This window comes from Thermogutta sp., assembly GCF_039793925.1.
Lineage (GTDB): Bacteria > Planctomycetota > Planctomycetia > Pirellulales > Thermoguttaceae > Thermogutta.
The window spans coordinates 25,655-40,637 of record NZ_JBAMME010000220.1 but is presented as its reverse complement, the minus strand read 5'-3'; the positions used below and the strand labels follow the sequence as shown (position 1 = coordinate 40,637).

Below are 14,983 nucleotides of genomic sequence, written 5' to 3'. Positions count from 1 at the left end.
AGTGTGGTGATTGGCCCCCGAAAAGTCGTATAACGGGGGCGTCTCCAGGCGCGAGACTTCATAGGAGCCCGTCATGTTATCGATGACCCGACCGCAGCGCTGTGCGGTATCTAGTCTTCGGAGGGGGTTCGGCACGTCTCGGCTGAATCGGCGGCGGTGGCTTCTCAGTCTGGTGGGGACAATGGCCGTACCGACAGTTGTCCGAGCGGCGCGCATTTTTGGAAGCGAAACACCTCGTTTTGAGGTCACAGAAATCAAAACGATCAGCCGGCTTCCCCACCGCTATCACGGTTGGCCCACCGTGACGCGACGAAGGAACGGCCAGCTTGTGCTTGTGTATTCCGGCGGGCGTGAGGCCCACGTTTGTCCATTTGGCCGGGTGGAAATGATGACCTCAAACGACGACGGCGGGTGGTGGACGTATCCACGGGTTTTGTGGGATAGTGCGATTGACGATCGGGATTCCGGTGTCCTGGAGACAGCCCAGGGGACTCTCCTTGTGAGCACGTTTACCTCGCTGGCCTACGTTTCCCTGTTGACACGAGCACGTGAGGCTGCAGGGCAAGGGAGTGGCTGGCCTGCCGAAAAACTGGACCGCTGGCGGGCGGCCCACGAGCGCCTTTCGGAAGATGAGCGTCAAAGGCAGTTGGGAGTGTGGATGATGCGCTCGGAAGATGGGGGCATCAGCTGGTCGGCCCCCTACGATTGTCTGGTGAACAGTCCCCACGGTCCGATCCAGCTTCGGGATGGACGGCTGCTTTATGCCGGCAAGGACCTGTGGCGGACAAAGAGAGTCGGCGTGTGCGTTTCGCAGGACGACGGTCGAACTTGGGAATGGCTAGCCGAGCTACCGGTTCGGCAGGGCGATGACCCGAATCAATACCACGAGCTGCATGCCGTGGAGACAACCGAGGGACGATTGGTCCTGCAGCTCCGGAATCACAATCCCCAGAACGCAGGGGAAACATTGCAGTGCGAGTCCGAGGATGGGGGCAAAACCTGGTCAACGCCGCATCCCATCGGCGTGTGGGGTTTGCCATCTCATCTCATTCGATTACGGGACGGACGCCTACTGATGAGCTACGGCCATCGCCGGGAACCGTTTGGATGCCAGGCCCGACTGAGCAGCGATGGCGGTCGAACGTGGTCAGAACCACTCGTGATCTACGGTGATGGAGCAGGCGGCGATTTGGGCTATCCTTCCACCGTGGAATTGGCAAATGGCACGCTACTGACCATCTGGTACGAACTGCTCCGCGAGTCGCCCTACGCTGTATTGCGACAAGCTCGCTGGCGACTGGTGTGAAGGTGCCTTTTGCGTCATAAATCGTTCGAGGAGTACGCTCAGCCAAGAGGTTCGCGGCGCTCGGAAACACCTTTCGGAGTCCTGTTGGCTTTTCACAGTTGTGCGTGGGATTTAAAGAGCACCGGCGCACAACGGCCATAAGAAATCTTCTAACAAAAAGCTCATCAGTAAACTCCAAATATTTTTGTGTTAGTCTTTCATGCAGCGCAAGCAGTCCGAGAAAAAGCTCCGCGTGAACCGTGCGTTTCAAACGAATCGAACTATAATAAGAGATAGAGACGATTCCCAGGCCAGCCCACGTGTTACCCACCGAATTGAAGACTGCCCGCCGGGAATGCCGCTTTTTAAGACACTTTCCCAAAAGGGATAACTGTTGGGGTTGTCACCAGATCCGTTTTGTAACAGGGAGTCTGCTATGCGTGCGCGCACCGGATTGAACCGACGTAAGCCTAGTGGTTTCACCCTAGTTGAGCTCCTCGTGGTGATTGCGATCATCGGGATACTCATTGCTTTATTGCTTCCGGCCGTCCAGGCTGCGCGGGAGGCTGCTCGACGAAGCGAGTGCACCAACAACATCAAACAGCTTGCCCTGGCCATGCACAACTACCACGACGTGTATAACACGCTTCCGCGGTCCGGGTACGGGGGGAACGATGCAGGCCGACCGTGGAACAACTGGGAACGGTTCGGGGTCAATGTGTGCATTCTTCCGTTTATTGAACAAAAGGCCCTAGCGGATCAGTTCGTGTATGTGCCGGGCACGTCCTTTGGGACCTACTACAACGGACCAATGCAGCGGAAGGTCCCGGCCTTTTTGTGTCCCTCCGCACTGCCGTACCGAAACGTCAACAACACAGCGGGGTGGAATGGGCCGGGCTGCAACTATGCGTGGTGCTCTGGGAGCACGACCTACACGGCATGGGGTGCCAGCGTCAATTCGTTCAATGGCATGTTCCAGGTGCGGATTGAAAAGCCCTTTGCGGCGGTGACCGACGGGCTTTCTCAGACGATCATGGTTTCGGAAATACTTTCCGGTGACGGGGATAGCTCAAAGGCCACCTATCCGTATGACATTTTCTACCCGCAGGGCGGCGACAGCGTGTACAGCAATATCGCCAACCAGGATTTCCCCACGCCTGCCGAGTTAGAGACGATCGGTTTGGCCTGCCGGAATCCGGCAGGTGAACGGAGCAATAACGGGACGCTTTGGGCCTGGTATCCGCACGCCCAGGTGATGTTCAACACAGCAGCTCCGCCCAATTGGCAATATCCGAGTTGCGGGGGTAACTGCTGTCCGGGCGGTGCCCACGACTGGGGTCGCGGAATCATCCCCCCACGGAGCCTTCATCCTGGTGGAGTGAACGTGGGCCTGGGCGACGGCTCTGTTCGATTCATTACCAGTACAATCGACACACTCACCTTCCAGAAATTGGGTCACGCTTCGGACGGTCAGCCGATTCCCGAGTTCTGATGCTGCTACGGCAATGCGTCCGCCGGCTTCGAGTGAGTCGCGGTTGTCTTTTACTTTTAAAGGGGATCCCTGGAGCGTTAATCTTTGGCTTCAGATATCCGAACGGGAATGTGAAATGGAAACGACGAGGATTTCTGGGATGAAGGCGCAACATGTTCAAAACGGTATTGCCTGCCTGCTGATCGGGATAGCGCTTGCCATCCTGGGAGGTTGCGGGAAAAGTGGAGTACCGACTCCCAAAACCTACCAGATTCCTATGAAGGGACCGCTCGAGGAGGCCAAAGCGCTCCTTGAGAACTATGCGAGTGGTGCCCCAATGGGAAGTGAGGCGTCACGGTTTAAAGACTTGGTTGACGCTGTTCGAAAGACGGACCCGGCTAAGGCCGATGTTCTGGAAAAAGGTTTTGCGGAACTCCAGAAGACGTCTCCTCAAGGGCTGGCTCCCAAAGCCAGAGAGATTCTCAACGCCCTCAACAAATAACCGAATTGGGGACAGACTTTACCGGTTGATGCTGTTCGAGGCCGTTGAGCGGGCCCTGGTACCACGTAGACCGAGTTTCTATAAAGCCTGTCAGACTGACAGGCTTTTTTGTTGCGCATGGAATATGTAAGTTCTTTTCTGATAAATACTTATGAAGCTACCGTGCTGGCGGGCATGGTATTTGCAAGGCATCGCGGATGTGGTGTTTCACCCGGCTGGGATGGTCTGCCGGGTGTAAGTTCGGTTGGGTTTTTAGGAGCAAAGAGAAAGGAGACAGGTCATGGCAGTCCCTCCGTTTGGTCCGCAATCTCTGGAGCAGCTCCGTCGTGAAATGGATCGTTTGTTCAACAGCTTTCTCGGTGAGCTGCCGGAAGCATCCTGGCCATTGCAGTGGCGTGAACGTCTGCCGGTGAACATGTGGGAAACGGCGGATGCCTTTTATGTGGAAGCCGAAGTTCCTGGCGTGACACAGGATCAGATCGATATCTCCGTGACGGGCAACGAGTTGACGATCAAGGTGCGGCGACCGCAACCTACCGAAGAAGGTGTCACCTACCATCGGCGGGAACGTGCAACAGGAGAAGCCACGCGCGTCATTCGGTTGCCCGGTGAAGTCGATCATGATCGGGTGCAGGCCGATCTCCAGCTCGGTGTGCTGACGATCACGCTGCCGAAGGCCGAAGCAACCCGGCCGCGGAAGATCCCCGTGAACGTACGCACCGGTTGAGTCGAACGCTGGAAACCCTTTTCTGAAGAACTTGGAGGGCAGTAAGTCCAAGTAATCGGGATGACTCTTCGTAAAAAAGAAAGGAGGGTCAACTATGAAACACCACCATGGTATAAAGCGTGCAGCCCAGGCGGTGCCGGAACATCTTCGGGGCGATCGGTACTACAGCCCGGCTGTCGATATCGTGGAAAAACCCGACGAAATTCTCCTCATTGCGGACGTGCCGGGAGCTAAACCGGAAGATATCGACGTTCAATTTGAGGATGGGACACTGACATTGCATGCCCGGGTGACTCCCAGGTACGCCGAGGGAGTGGAGTTCCTCCGACAGGAATACGGTGTGGGCGATTTCCTGCGGGTCTTCCATGTGAGTGAAGCCATTGATGCGGCCAAGATTTCGGCGGAATATGCTGACGGCGTCCTCACGCTCCATTTGCCGAAATCTGCGGGCCTGCGTCCACGGAAGATCGAGGTTGCGGTTAAGAGTTGATCAGGTCTCGTCATCCCATCAATTCCGCAGGAAACGGCTTACAGCGCCGATTGTTTGGGCGGCTGCGACCGCCCGAGATTCTTTTCCTCCGAGGCCGATTGGGGCTCAGTCTACAAAAAGGAGCGTCTGGTAAGGAGCCAGCTCGAGGCCGAGTGCGTTGTTCAGCGGTTTCAATTGCTGCCTGTCTCCCGTGGCAGGATCGAGCCGGGTCCAGGCTCGCTCGTTGACTCCCTGGAGAGTGCCGCGATAAGCTTCCTGGCCGACGTTCACGAGCACCAGGATAGTGTGATCGTCGCGTGAGAACCGGCCCAAGACGATGCGGTCGCTGGGCGGTTGGATGGCCAGATCGGGCTGAATCCGCGCCACAGCGTTGTTGACGTTGATACTATCGTTAGGTTGATCGTAAATCACACGGCCTTTTTGAGCGGTGAATCGTTCCACGACCTTTTGCGTTTCGGGGGGCAGTTCGACTCCCATCGGGAAAACGAGTGTTGCGATCTCGGCGTTCCCGACCCGCACGGTACCGTGGGGAGTGACTGCTGCCTGGGCGAGATGTTCGTGGTCGATCAGGATGAACGGAATTTGCCTTCTCTGGAATGTTTGGCCGAGCCGCACGAACGAGGAAATGATCTGCTCCGCCCGCGGTGGCGCCGGAGATTGATGAAGTGGTCCGGCTACAGGACGATACTCGGCCCACAAATCATAGATGGGATAATAAAGAGCCACGTGCGGTTGCGGGATGGCCGGCTTGAGGATCGTGTTCAACCGTCCCACGAATTGTCCATACTGCCAGTTTTCGTCGGGGGTTCTGTCTTCCGGGCTGTAATACAGTGTGAATTCCGTGACGCCCCAGGCAGCCTGCCAACCGGCGGTGGCCTGCATTTGGAGGAGGCTCACTGGTCCGGCACCGGACATCTTCTGGATGAAATCGCTCACTTCCGTCATGACCCGGCGATGACCTTCCAAAAGCGCCCCGGAAAGAGGCATGGCTGCCGTCATCCAGCTCATGTGGATGACCGACTCGGGGTTTGATGTGAGCATGTCCAGGCCAGGAATGTCCATCCGTGAAATGGCCTTCAGACCATTGCCGTACAGGGGCACATGATGATAGATGGACTCTTCGTGGAGGTTATGGCCGGAGGAGGCTACCCTGTGCGCCCGGCACCAGCTCTGAATCTGTCCGAAATAGCGATCGGCCACCAGATCGGCCACCGTACTCCAGAATTGCCGTCGAATGCGGCGGTCTTCTGACGAATCGCCTTCGAAGAGGCTTTTCCACTGTGACTGGATATCTTCGCCCCAGCGACGCCGGTAGACCTCGGCGAAGTCGTGGCACCACGGTACGGTGGGAAGTGGTTTGACGTTCGGATCGACGGCGTCTTCAACGGGGACTTTGCTGCGAGCAGGTTCCGGAATGGGCCCCAAATCGACAGCCATTAGTGACGGCTCATCCGTGAAGAAGGCGACAATGGTTTTCCCGAAATGCTCGCCGACTTTGCGGTAATAAGCCTCATGCGTCACTTCGATGAAGCGTGCTGTTGCGTGGTCGTCCATGAGGTTGATGTAGCGCCGCAACGCGTGGTAGTTGTTCGAAGCGTGGGTGTGCTCGTAAGCCCGGCGGAAAAAGTACTCGGGATTTGCTTGTGGGTCATGGGCGAGAACGAGGGCTTCCAATTCTGGATGTCCACGGAGGACAAGTCCCCCGGCTGTTCCACTGGGATAACCTTTTTCGTCGTAAATCCAGACAGGCATGCCGAGTTGGGCACACATCTGGATACCGGCGATGAAAGATTGCCAATGCTCCTCCGATTCGAGGTAATGATCAAACATCACATTACACACGATTCCGCCACGGCCGCGGCGCAGATAATAGGCCAGGCCTTCGTCGGATTGAGGCTGCGCTGCCGGCTGCTGGAGGATTTGGGCGACAGCGTCGGCCACGAGCATTCGTGGAGAAAGCCCATGGACAATTTGTAGAGGCCTGTCTGTCAGGGCCGGTCTATCCCAGTGGATAAGCCATTGGGAGGGCACTTCGCCACAGCATTGCGCTACTGTTGCGGCAGAAGCAAACAAGATCGCGGCGCAAATGAGAAATGAATTTTTTGCGTACAACTTCCTTCTCAAAGCATGATGTAACTGCTGGCCCATTAGATGAACCTTCTGCTAGAAAGTGGCGCTGCGCTACCGAACGTTGTCGCGAAAGAGGGTTGAAATCTGCGCGAAATTTCCCGATCGATCGTGAGCTCAATGACGGCCTTCTCTGGATGGATACAAGCATAAGTGGTTGGGGCGCAAAAATCGAGCGCCCCCAGCGGGGATGGGGGCGCTCATCAAAGGGGAGGGGAAGGGGGCGACTTCTCGAAATCAGGCACCCTGGGCTACAGACCAGGGCCTCCATCAGTTATAAGTCCACCTCCAGGCTGGACATTTCATCAGTATTCCGGAGGCGAGTGGCTACCGCTTTTTTCCTCCTTGGGTTTTTCAGCCACTAGTGCGTCGCTGGTGAGCATGAGGACGGCAACGCTGGCGGCATTCTGAAGGGCAGTGCGAACCACCTTGGTTGGGTCGATCACGCCCGCTTTCACCAGGTCTTCAAACTGGCCGGTGAGAGCATTAAAGCCCATGTTGCCCTTCATTTCGGCAACCTTCTCACAGACGATGCTGCCATCCTGGCCGGCGTTGGCTGCGATCTGTGTGATCGGGGCACGGCACGCCCGAAGGACGATCTCATAACCAACTTTTTCATCGGTGGTGAGACCCTCGGACGAGCATTGCGCCGCCGCACGCAGGAGCGCCACTCCACCACCGGGCAGGATACCCTCTTCCACCGCTGCCCGGGTGGCATGGAGCGCGTCTTCCACGCGGGCTTTCTTCTCCTTCATCTCGGCCTCGGTCGCCGCGCCGACGCTCAGTTTAGCCACACCGCCGGCAAGCTTCGCCAACCGCTCTTCGAGTTTTTCGCGGTCGTAATCGCTGGTGGTCTTTTCAATTTCGCGCCGGATCTGTTCGATGCGGCCTTTGATCTCTTCAGTCTTCCCGGCGCCCTCGATAATGGTGGTGTTGTCTTTATCCACGACGACCTTTTTGGCACGGCCGAGCTCGGCAAGGGTGACATGCTCGAGCTTGCGGCCGAGGCTTTCGAACAGGGCCACGCCGCCGGTCAGAATGGCGATGTCTTCCAGCATAGCTTTCCGGCGATCGCCGTATCCCGGTGCCTTGACCGCACAGCAGCGGAGAGTACCGCGGATGCGGTTAACGACCAGGGTCGCCAGAGCATCACCGTCCACGTCCTCGGCGATGATGAGCAACGGCTTGTTCGCGTTGACGACCGCTTCCAGAAGCGGTACAAGTTCCCGTGCGTTGGAGATTTTTTTCTCGTGGATGAGGATGTAACAATCCTCAAGGACGCACTCCATCTTCTGGGGATCGGTCACAAAGTACGGCGAAAGGTAGCCACGGTCGAACTGCATTCCTTCTACAAATTCGACCTTGGTCTCCATGGTCTTGCTTTCTTCGACCGTGATCACGCCGTCTTTGCCCACTTTATCCATGGCCTGGGCAAGAAGCTCACCGATCGCCATGTCGTTATTGGCGGCGATGGCGGCCACCTGGGCCATCTCTTTGGTCGTCTTGATGGGGATCGACATCTTGCGGAGCTTATCGACCACATCCTCCACCGCCTTTTCGATCCCCTGTTTCAGGCCGATGGGGTTGATGCCCGAGACCACGGCCTTGAGACCTTCGGTGAAAATCGCTTCTGCAAGGATGGTGGCGGTCGTGGTACCGTCGCCCGCTACGTCACTCGTCTTAGAGGCGACTTCCCGCACCATCCGGGCACCGAGGTTTTCGTAGACGTCTTCCAGCTCAATTTCCTTGGCCACCGTGACACCGTCTTTGGTCACGGTCGGAGAACCGAAACTTTTCTGAATGATCACATTTCGACCACGAGGGCCCAGCGTCACTTTGACGGCCTGGGCCAGCTTCGAGACGCCACGGCGAAGAGCATCTCGGGCTTCTTGATCAAAGGCAATTAACTTTGCCATAGTTCGAACGCTCCTTTCCCTCTACGTGATTCCTTAATTTCCTGTGGCGAGAATCAGTTATCACTCGATAACCGCCAAGATGTCCTCTTCCCGCAACAACACGTATTCCTGTTCTCCCATCCGAAATTCATCGCCGGCATAGGAGCTGAACAGGACCCGGTCGCCAACCTTCACCTGAAGAGGTGCCCGCGTCCCATCATCCAGCAAACGGCCGGGGCCCACGCTCACCACAACTCCCCGTGAGGGCTTCTTTTTCGCGGTGTCCGGCAGAAGGATACCACCCGGGGTCTTTTCCTCCGATTCCTCGCGTTCGACCACCACCCGATCTGCCAACGGCTGCAACTGGAGCTTGCTGTCTCCCTGTTCGGCGGTTTTTTTCTTGGCCATCTGTTCAGTACCCTCCTCGAGTGAGTTGGAAAATCCACACAAACGATCAACGGCACATTAAAGACGAAACGACAAAGCGACCTGCTACACACGCCCGACCAGGTCACTCCAGGCAAACAATAAATTGGGCTGCGACGCTGGGTTGCAATTAGCGCGCCAAATTCTAGGCAACGTCAGAAAGTAATGCAGCGGTCATCACTTACACATTGCAGATGCGTCTTGCTCGGGCCCCGATTGGCGATCCCGTGTGCCAAAAGGTGACCTTCCACAAACCGTATTACTGCCAATTTGGCAGAGTTGCTTTTACGGCCCTAGCCGGCGGCCGATCCCTCTTAGGAGGGGTGTGCGACCTTGGCGTTCGTAGTTTGCCGGGGTCTTTCGGGAAGTCACAATAAAGACGGAGCGCCGCCCGTTGGGCGTCTGCGCACCATGATCGCCCCCGGCACGGTTGGCGGCATGGACGGCGCTCCGGCATTGAACTGGAATTGGAAGGGAGCTTTCCAATGTTATCCCGTTGGCGCTTGTGGCTGTTCCACCAGTTCCCGGACCTTTCACTTCGGCAGGCCGAGATAGGCTTTTGGACGGTATCTTTTGCGGTGTCAGTGCTCGTTGTCGGTAGTACAATCTCGCCTCCTGCTTTAGGAGTGGAGGAAGAGCTTCGCGACCATATTCGCCGCCTGGTGGCGGCCCTGGATGCCCCTCAGCGCTCGGTCCGCGACTCGGCCGAAAAAGAGTTGGAATCGCTGGGGTGGCGAATTCTTCCGGAATTGTCGGACGTCGTCGCCACCTCACCGGAAGTCGCTCTCCGCTTAGCGCGGATTCGGGAGCAGCTCGTTGCCCAGCGCATCCGTCAGGAAGCAAGGGAGTCCCACGTGACGTTACAGGTTCAGCAGAGATCGCTGGAAAATATCCTGAAAGACATTCAATCGCAGACAGGCAACGTCGTCACGGTGCGGGGCGAACTGGCTCAGGAACCAATTTCGGCAAGTTATCACGACGCGCCATTTTGGGAAGTTATCGACGACCTTGCCGAACAGTCCCACTCGGAAGTGACGTTCAACACGGATGGAAGCGTGGAGCTCCTCAGCGCAGAGAACGCGGGGCGTTTTAGGACAAAGCGTCAGGTAACGTACGTGGGGCCGATTCGCATTACTGCAGAAAAGGCGTCTCATGCCCAGCCCCGCGAGGAGAACTCGCCATTAACCTCTTCGAAACGGATTGTGCTGAACGTCACGTTGGCGTGGGAGCCACGACTGCGGCCTGCAGTGTTGTGGTGGGGCCCGGTGGAGCTTGTGAGTTCGAGGGGAGGCGCACGGCAAACCTTGCTGCCTTCCCGGCGAGAGATTCCCATTCTGGGATTCCGGCCTGCCGTGGAGACCACTGTGGTGGTAGACGATTCGGTAAGCAAAGAAAGCAAGGCAGCGATTCGCGGGGCTTTTGATTTTGTTTTTCCGGTTTGCCTTGAATCCTTCAAATTTGAACGACCCGTCGGAAATTTGTTCCCCCAGCGGCAGCACATGGGGGACGCGACGGTAACACTCACTTCCTGGCGGGAGAATCCTGGAATGGTCGAAATTGGGCTGCGAGTGGAATACAGTCAGCCACAGGAGGCCTTTGCTTCTCACCGCGGATGGTTCTATCGATGGCAAGCCGAAATCGAGGGCGATGGTTGCCGGAAGACGTTCGATCACCTAGAAGCCCTGTGGCTCGGGGAAAATGGCGTCGAGTTTGTCTATCGCTTCTCAGGCTTGTCAGGTCGTGCCACCGCTGTTCGTTGGATGCTCCCCCTGGCAATTGTGAGATTTTCCGCGGAATTTGATATTGCGCTGGAAAAAATTATCGAGTAAGTACGCAAGCGTCCGGGGGAAAAGGCGGCGGATTACAGGCCCGACAAATCATCAACATGGAAGGGATATCTATGCCAAAAAAGAGTCGCGATGACGAGAAGGGGAATGGCCCGGTCTCTGAACGGCAGCCGGCGAGTGGGCAGGCGGAGAATGATTCTCGAAAAAAGGTCCGGGGCAAAAAGCGAGAGAAACAAAGAAGCCGAAAATCGAAATTAGCTGGCCAAAAAATCAGCGTCCGCGAAATTTCCCTGGGAATCTTCGAATTGGTATATCCCCCACGAGTTCGTCAGTTTAAAGAGGATATTGAGGAGGTCTATGACATCATCGCCCATGAAGAATGGGATCTGGCGGTGGATGAGCTGTTGTGGCTTCTTCAGCAATGTCGGGATCTGTTGGAGGCCCATCAGCTTCTCGGACGAATCGCCCTGTATCGCAACAAACTGGAGCTGGCACGTGGCCATCTGGGATATGCCTTTGAATTGGGTCTGAAAGCTTTGGGAAAAGATTTTAAGGGACGGCTGCCCCTAAATCGGCCAACCAATCAACCGTTTCTCCAGGCAGCACGCGATCTGGTGGAGTGCCTTGTTCGATTGGGAGAGCGGGGCCTAGCGCACTCGGTGGCGGAGCAGCTCCTTACATGGACGCCGGAGGATCCGCTTGGTGTGCGAAGAATTCTGGAGCAGCCTGAGCAGGAACCTGCTAAAGAGCAAGAAACTGTCGGCCAGAAGCTGAGGAAGTCACCGGAATCCGATCTTTTCAGCGGTAAGGAGTCCGACGCATCGGCGCCCACTCCTTCGCGGCCTGAATCAGCGCAGGAAAGTGAGAATCCGCCGGGAAATGGTGGCGGAAAGGACGGAAAGGCATGAGCCGGGACGAACCGCCATTTGAAATCTGGGATGTGCATGTGCATCTTGTCGGAATACCAGGAGAAACTCCAGCGGAGAGACTGGCCAATTTGTTGGAGTATGCCGATCGTCTGGGAATTCGCCGCGTGTGCGTTTTTATGGGGATGACGTTTCAGTATAATCCCAGCCCGGACGAGATGGCCCAGGCAAACCGGGAAGTGCGGCAAGCGATTGAGCGGTTTCCCGACCGAGCGTTTGGCTTTGTCTATCTGAATCCCAACCATCTTCAGGCCAGCTTGGAGGAATTGAATCGCCACGTAGCCGACGGGCCCATGGTGGGCGTGAAGCTTTGGGTGGCAAAGCGGTGCGTTGATCCCGCTCTTGACCCGTTGGTGGAGCGGGCCACAGAGTTGAAAGCGGTGGTCCTTCAGCACACCTGGCTCAAGACTACGGGTAATCTCCCGGGTGAATCGACGCCCCAGGACCTGGCTATTCTGGCTGGACGTCATCCTGAGACCACGTTTATCGCGGCCCACAGCGGCGGTAATTGGGAATATGGACTTCGCGCTGTCCGCCGGTGCCCAAACATTTTGGTGGACCTGTGTGGATTTGATCCCACGGCGGGGGTAACGGAGATGGCGGTGCGGACGCTGGGCCCCGAACGCGTCCTTTTTGGCAGCGACGCACCCGGCAGAAGTTTCGCCACCCAACTGGGCAAAGTATTGGGCGCCGCAATACCAGCCGACGCTCAACGTCTCATCCTCGGGGACAATCTGCGGCGGATCCTCGGCCCGATTTTGGAGCGAAAAGGTATCCGACTATGAACGCCAATGAAGAGCATCGAGGACTGGATCGCCGGTCATTTCTCGTTTCGGCCGGGATCGTCAGCACGTCCCTGAAAGACGTGGCCTTCGCAAACACCTGGGAGGAACGAAAGGCCTTGTCCCAGGGTTTTGGAACAGATTCTCTTGGGCCCATCGTGGATACGAACGTTTATTTGTTTGGTTGGCCATTTCGCAAACTCCCCGACGATACGCCCGAGAAGCTTGTGACTACGCTCCGGCGTTATGGAGTTGTCGAGGCGTGGGCTGGGAGTCTAGAGGGAGTATTTCACTCAGATATGAGGGGTGTCAATGAGCGGCTGGTGGAGGAGTGTTCCCGGTGGCCTGATCTGTTGCGTCCGTGCGGGACAATTCATCCCGGGTTGCCCGATTGGGAGGAAGATTTTCGTCAGTGCGTGGACGATTGGGGAATAAAGATTCTCCGTTTATTTCCCAACTATCACGGGTATTCACTGGACGGACCCGAAGTGGAAGGCCTCCTGCACATGGCGGCCCAGCGGAGGGTAATTCTCCAAATTGTCGTGGAGATGGAAGATTCGCGGACGCAGCCACACCTGTTCCGCGTCCCCCCGGTGAATTTGTCGCGTCTGGAGCGGCTTCTCGAGAAAATCCCGGAGGTAACTATCATGCTGCTCAACGCCCACCGGATCTGTTCCCCGACCCAATTGCGGCGGTGGATGGAGAGCGGACGCGTATTTGTGGATCTAAGCATGCTGGAAGGTGTAGGCGGGATTGAAAGAGTTGTGGAGACGGTTCCTGTCGAGCGAGTGTGCTTCGGATCATTTCTACCCCTGTTCTATTTCGCTGCAGCGCACCTGAAGCTTGTGGAGTCGCGACTGTCACCCGCGGTACGGCAAGCCGTTGCCAGCGAAAACGCACGGCGTTTGCTTGAGCAACCCGGCTCCGGCTGAGGTTTCCCCGGAGGACAGCATCTGCGGGTCATTTTGAGGTGGGTTTGTCGTGCTTTGCGGCCGCTCTCAGCAGAGAGAACTCGCTGCCCGAATCGAATGTTTGCAAATCTGCTTAGTAATGGATGATGGGATGAAAGGCCTTGCATAGGGAAAAGTGGTCTTGGGCGGGTGGCGGTTGTTGCCCTCGGAGTTCCGATCGATTTTTGAAACTGATTCTCTACTTGCATTTTGGTATCCCCCAGTGGGGCGCGGCGCCAATGAATGCGCCTTATTGGGTGGATTGTTTTCGTTTTTCCGTTTCCGACGTAAACTAAAGTTATGTGGACAAGGCCGAAAATGATCGCTTTTTCTACCCGAATTCGTGCTTACCCCTGCGCCGGTGTTCCCGCCGGGTGCTCGGCCGATTTTCGGTTTTGGAGTGGCGGTGGGATGGATTGGCGGGGATTGGACGAGTCTTCTGGCAAAGGGGGTGGCTATGGCAGGCACGATTGAATTTTTATGTCCCAACGGCCACCGCATCCGATGCGGGGAAGATCGGGCAGGTAAGCCGGCGAAGTGTCCGAAGTGCAACGTGAAATTTCTCATCCCGACGTTGGAAGAAATTCGCGCTGCGCAGGCCGGCGACAACGGTGGCGCCGCTACGTACTCGCGCGATCGCACGCGGATTCAGTTCCTTTGTCCCAACGGGCACCGATTGTTTGGCTCTCCGGATCTGCAAGGCCGACCGGGGCAGTGCCCCGAGTGCGGCGTTCGTTTCCGTATTCCCGTCGTGGAGGAACTGTCCGGGAATGAGGCCGAAGAAGCGATCCCGCTCAGTCTCGCGCCAGAACCTTCGTCCCATCTCGTGGCGGGAACTGGGTTGGGCGACTCGGCGATTGTTCCGGACAGCGGTGTCCACCTAGAATTGTTTCCCAGTCGGTCACCGGGAGACAGTCGAGTGGAAATGCGGACCGACTCTTCCCGCGGCGACCAAATTGCCGGGCAAAGTTTTGGAGAGCTGTTTCAGAAGGTGTGGGCTAGCCGACCTATTGCCAGTACCGTGCAGATCCGGCTGGAAGACGGCCAAACCATGACGGTCTTGAAATTCCGGCCGTTCGGACTCAATGGCGAATATGCAGCCTTCATCGTGGAGGATTCGGCTCTTGGTGCGGGATTGGTCGTGATTCCCTGGCAGGCGGTGCGGATGGTTCACATCAGCGGGGTGAAGGAGTTTCCCTCGCAAATCTTCGGCTGAAGCGGATGAGGTGGGGCAATTCCCCGATTTCGGAAGCGGCATCCTTTCGACAAAGGGAGCTCTCTGGGCGAAATTCTTGACATTTCCAGATGCCGTGGCCTGACCGCTGCACGAGAGGCTTTTCATTGATTGGAGGCGGTCTCTCCTTCGGCCTGAACATCTGCTCCATTTGAATCCTGAGGCAGAAGCAAAACACGGAGCCTGGTTTTCAGCTCGGAGCAGGGGACTGTCCCCGGTGCGAGGGAAACGGTCTCAACGCCGGAACATCCTTTCAGTTGTGGAATTTGCTGTGGCTCCAGGTCAAAATAAAAGGGCTGGGTTGGGAAAGTCTGCGGGCGTCCAGGGGCTCACCCGGTAGACGAGAATTGGAGAGACGATAGCCAAACAGAGGCAATGTTC

General features: G+C 56.8%; 13 protein-coding genes. 10 read left to right on the top strand and 3 right to left on the bottom strand.

Annotation, left to right across the window (positions count from 1 at the left end; all coding sequences use genetic code 11):
• The first annotated feature begins 73 nt into the window (after positions 1-73).
• From ABJK56_RS09260 to ABJK56_RS09240, 5 genes are all read left to right on the top strand, one after another.
• Positions 74-1,306 carry a sialidase family protein gene (locus ABJK56_RS09260; RefSeq protein WP_347244385.1) on the top strand — a complete coding sequence of 411 codons (1,233 nt, stop codon included), beginning with the start codon at positions 74-76 and terminating at the stop codon, positions 1,304-1,306.
• A gap of 415 nt (positions 1,307-1,721) precedes the next feature.
• Positions 1,722-2,777: a DUF1559 domain-containing protein gene (locus ABJK56_RS09255; RefSeq protein WP_347244384.1), complete on the top strand. Its 1,056-nt coding sequence runs from the start codon at positions 1,722-1,724 to the stop codon at positions 2,775-2,777.
• A 139-nt stretch (positions 2,778-2,916) separates the two neighbouring features.
• Positions 2,917-3,258, top strand: a complete 342-nt coding sequence (locus tag ABJK56_RS09250; protein WP_347244383.1) for a hypothetical protein — start codon at positions 2,917-2,919, stop codon at positions 3,256-3,258.
• A 280-nt stretch (positions 3,259-3,538) separates the two neighbouring features.
• Positions 3,539-3,985, top strand: coding sequence for an Hsp20/alpha crystallin family protein (locus tag ABJK56_RS09245; RefSeq protein ID WP_347244382.1), 447 nt, complete (start codon positions 3,539-3,541; stop codon positions 3,983-3,985).
• A 94-nt stretch (positions 3,986-4,079) separates the two neighbouring features.
• Positions 4,080-4,475: an Hsp20/alpha crystallin family protein gene (locus ABJK56_RS09240; RefSeq protein WP_347244381.1), complete on the top strand. Its 396-nt coding sequence runs from the start codon at positions 4,080-4,082 to the stop codon at positions 4,473-4,475.
• Positions 4,476-4,580: 105 nt separating this feature from the next.
• Here the strand turns inward: ABJK56_RS09240 and ABJK56_RS09235 are convergent, their stop codons facing one another.
• From ABJK56_RS09235 to groES, 3 genes are all read right to left on the bottom strand, one after another.
• Positions 4,581-6,587 (bottom strand): hypothetical protein, encoded by a 2,007-nt coding sequence (locus tag ABJK56_RS09235; protein WP_347244380.1) that lies wholly within the window; start codon positions 6,585-6,587, stop codon positions 4,581-4,583.
• A gap of 320 nt (positions 6,588-6,907) precedes the next feature.
• Positions 6,908-8,518, bottom strand: coding sequence for a chaperonin GroEL (gene groL, locus ABJK56_RS09230; RefSeq protein ID WP_347244379.1), 1,611 nt, complete (start codon positions 8,516-8,518; stop codon positions 6,908-6,910).
• A 60-nt stretch (positions 8,519-8,578) separates the two neighbouring features.
• Positions 8,579-8,905 (bottom strand): co-chaperone GroES, encoded by a 327-nt coding sequence (gene groES / locus ABJK56_RS09225; protein WP_347244378.1) that lies wholly within the window; start codon positions 8,903-8,905, stop codon positions 8,579-8,581.
• A 503-nt stretch (positions 8,906-9,408) separates the two neighbouring features.
• On the opposite strand from groES, the gene ABJK56_RS09220 reads away from it, so the two are divergent.
• The 5 genes from ABJK56_RS09220 (at position 9,409) to ABJK56_RS09200 (ending at position 14,584) form a co-directional block, all read left to right on the top strand.
• On the top strand, positions 9,409-10,752 hold the full coding sequence (locus ABJK56_RS09220) for a hypothetical protein (protein ID WP_347244377.1): 1,344 nt from the start codon (positions 9,409-9,411) through the stop codon (positions 10,750-10,752).
• A gap of 71 nt (positions 10,753-10,823) precedes the next feature.
• Positions 10,824-11,618, top strand: a complete 795-nt coding sequence (locus ABJK56_RS09215) for a hypothetical protein (protein ID WP_347244376.1) — start codon at positions 10,824-10,826, stop codon at positions 11,616-11,618.
• Positions 11,615-12,421, top strand: coding sequence for an amidohydrolase family protein (locus tag ABJK56_RS09210; protein ID WP_347244375.1), 807 nt, complete (start codon positions 11,615-11,617; stop codon positions 12,419-12,421). Before ABJK56_RS09215 ends, ABJK56_RS09210 begins: the two co-directional genes overlap by 4 nt.
• On the top strand, positions 12,418-13,350 hold the full coding sequence (locus tag ABJK56_RS09205) for an amidohydrolase family protein (protein ID WP_347244374.1): 933 nt from the start codon (positions 12,418-12,420) through the stop codon (positions 13,348-13,350). Before ABJK56_RS09210 ends, ABJK56_RS09205 begins: the two co-directional genes overlap by 4 nt.
• A 424-nt stretch (positions 13,351-13,774) precedes the next feature.
• Positions 13,775-14,584 carry a hypothetical protein gene (locus ABJK56_RS09200; protein WP_347244373.1) on the top strand — a complete coding sequence of 270 codons (810 nt, stop codon included), beginning with the start codon at positions 13,775-13,777 and terminating at the stop codon, positions 14,582-14,584.
• Positions 14,585-14,983 lie beyond the last annotated feature (399 nt).

Excerpts from the sequence above, each read along its gene's own strand:
- groL (WP_347244379.1), bottom strand. The coding sequence starts at position 8,518 with ATGGCAAAGTTAATTGCCTTTGATCAAGAAGCCCGAGATGCTCTTCGC.
- ABJK56_RS09250 (WP_347244383.1), top strand. The coding sequence starts at position 2,917 with ATGAAGGCGCAACATGTTCAAAACGGTATTGCCTGCCTGCTGATCGGG.
- ABJK56_RS09215 (WP_347244376.1), top strand. The coding sequence starts at position 10,824 with ATGCCAAAAAAGAGTCGCGATGACGAGAAGGGGAATGGCCCGGTCTCT.
- ABJK56_RS09260 (WP_347244385.1), top strand. The coding sequence starts at position 74 with ATGTTATCGATGACCCGACCGCAGCGCTGTGCGGTATCTAGTCTTCGG.
- ABJK56_RS09245 (WP_347244382.1), top strand. The coding sequence starts at position 3,539 with ATGGCAGTCCCTCCGTTTGGTCCGCAATCTCTGGAGCAGCTCCGTCGT.
- ABJK56_RS09255 (WP_347244384.1), top strand. The coding sequence starts at position 1,722 with ATGCGTGCGCGCACCGGATTGAACCGACGTAAGCCTAGTGGTTTCACC.
- ABJK56_RS09220 (WP_347244377.1), top strand. The coding sequence starts at position 9,409 with ATGTTATCCCGTTGGCGCTTGTGGCTGTTCCACCAGTTCCCGGACCTT.
- ABJK56_RS09205 (WP_347244374.1), top strand. The coding sequence starts at position 12,418 with ATGAACGCCAATGAAGAGCATCGAGGACTGGATCGCCGGTCATTTCTC.
- ABJK56_RS09240 (WP_347244381.1), top strand. The coding sequence starts at position 4,080 with ATGAAACACCACCATGGTATAAAGCGTGCAGCCCAGGCGGTGCCGGAA.
- groES (WP_347244378.1), bottom strand. The coding sequence starts at position 8,905 with ATGGCCAAGAAAAAAACCGCCGAACAGGGAGACAGCAAGCTCCAGTTG.
- ABJK56_RS09210 (WP_347244375.1), top strand. The coding sequence starts at position 11,615 with ATGAGCCGGGACGAACCGCCATTTGAAATCTGGGATGTGCATGTGCAT.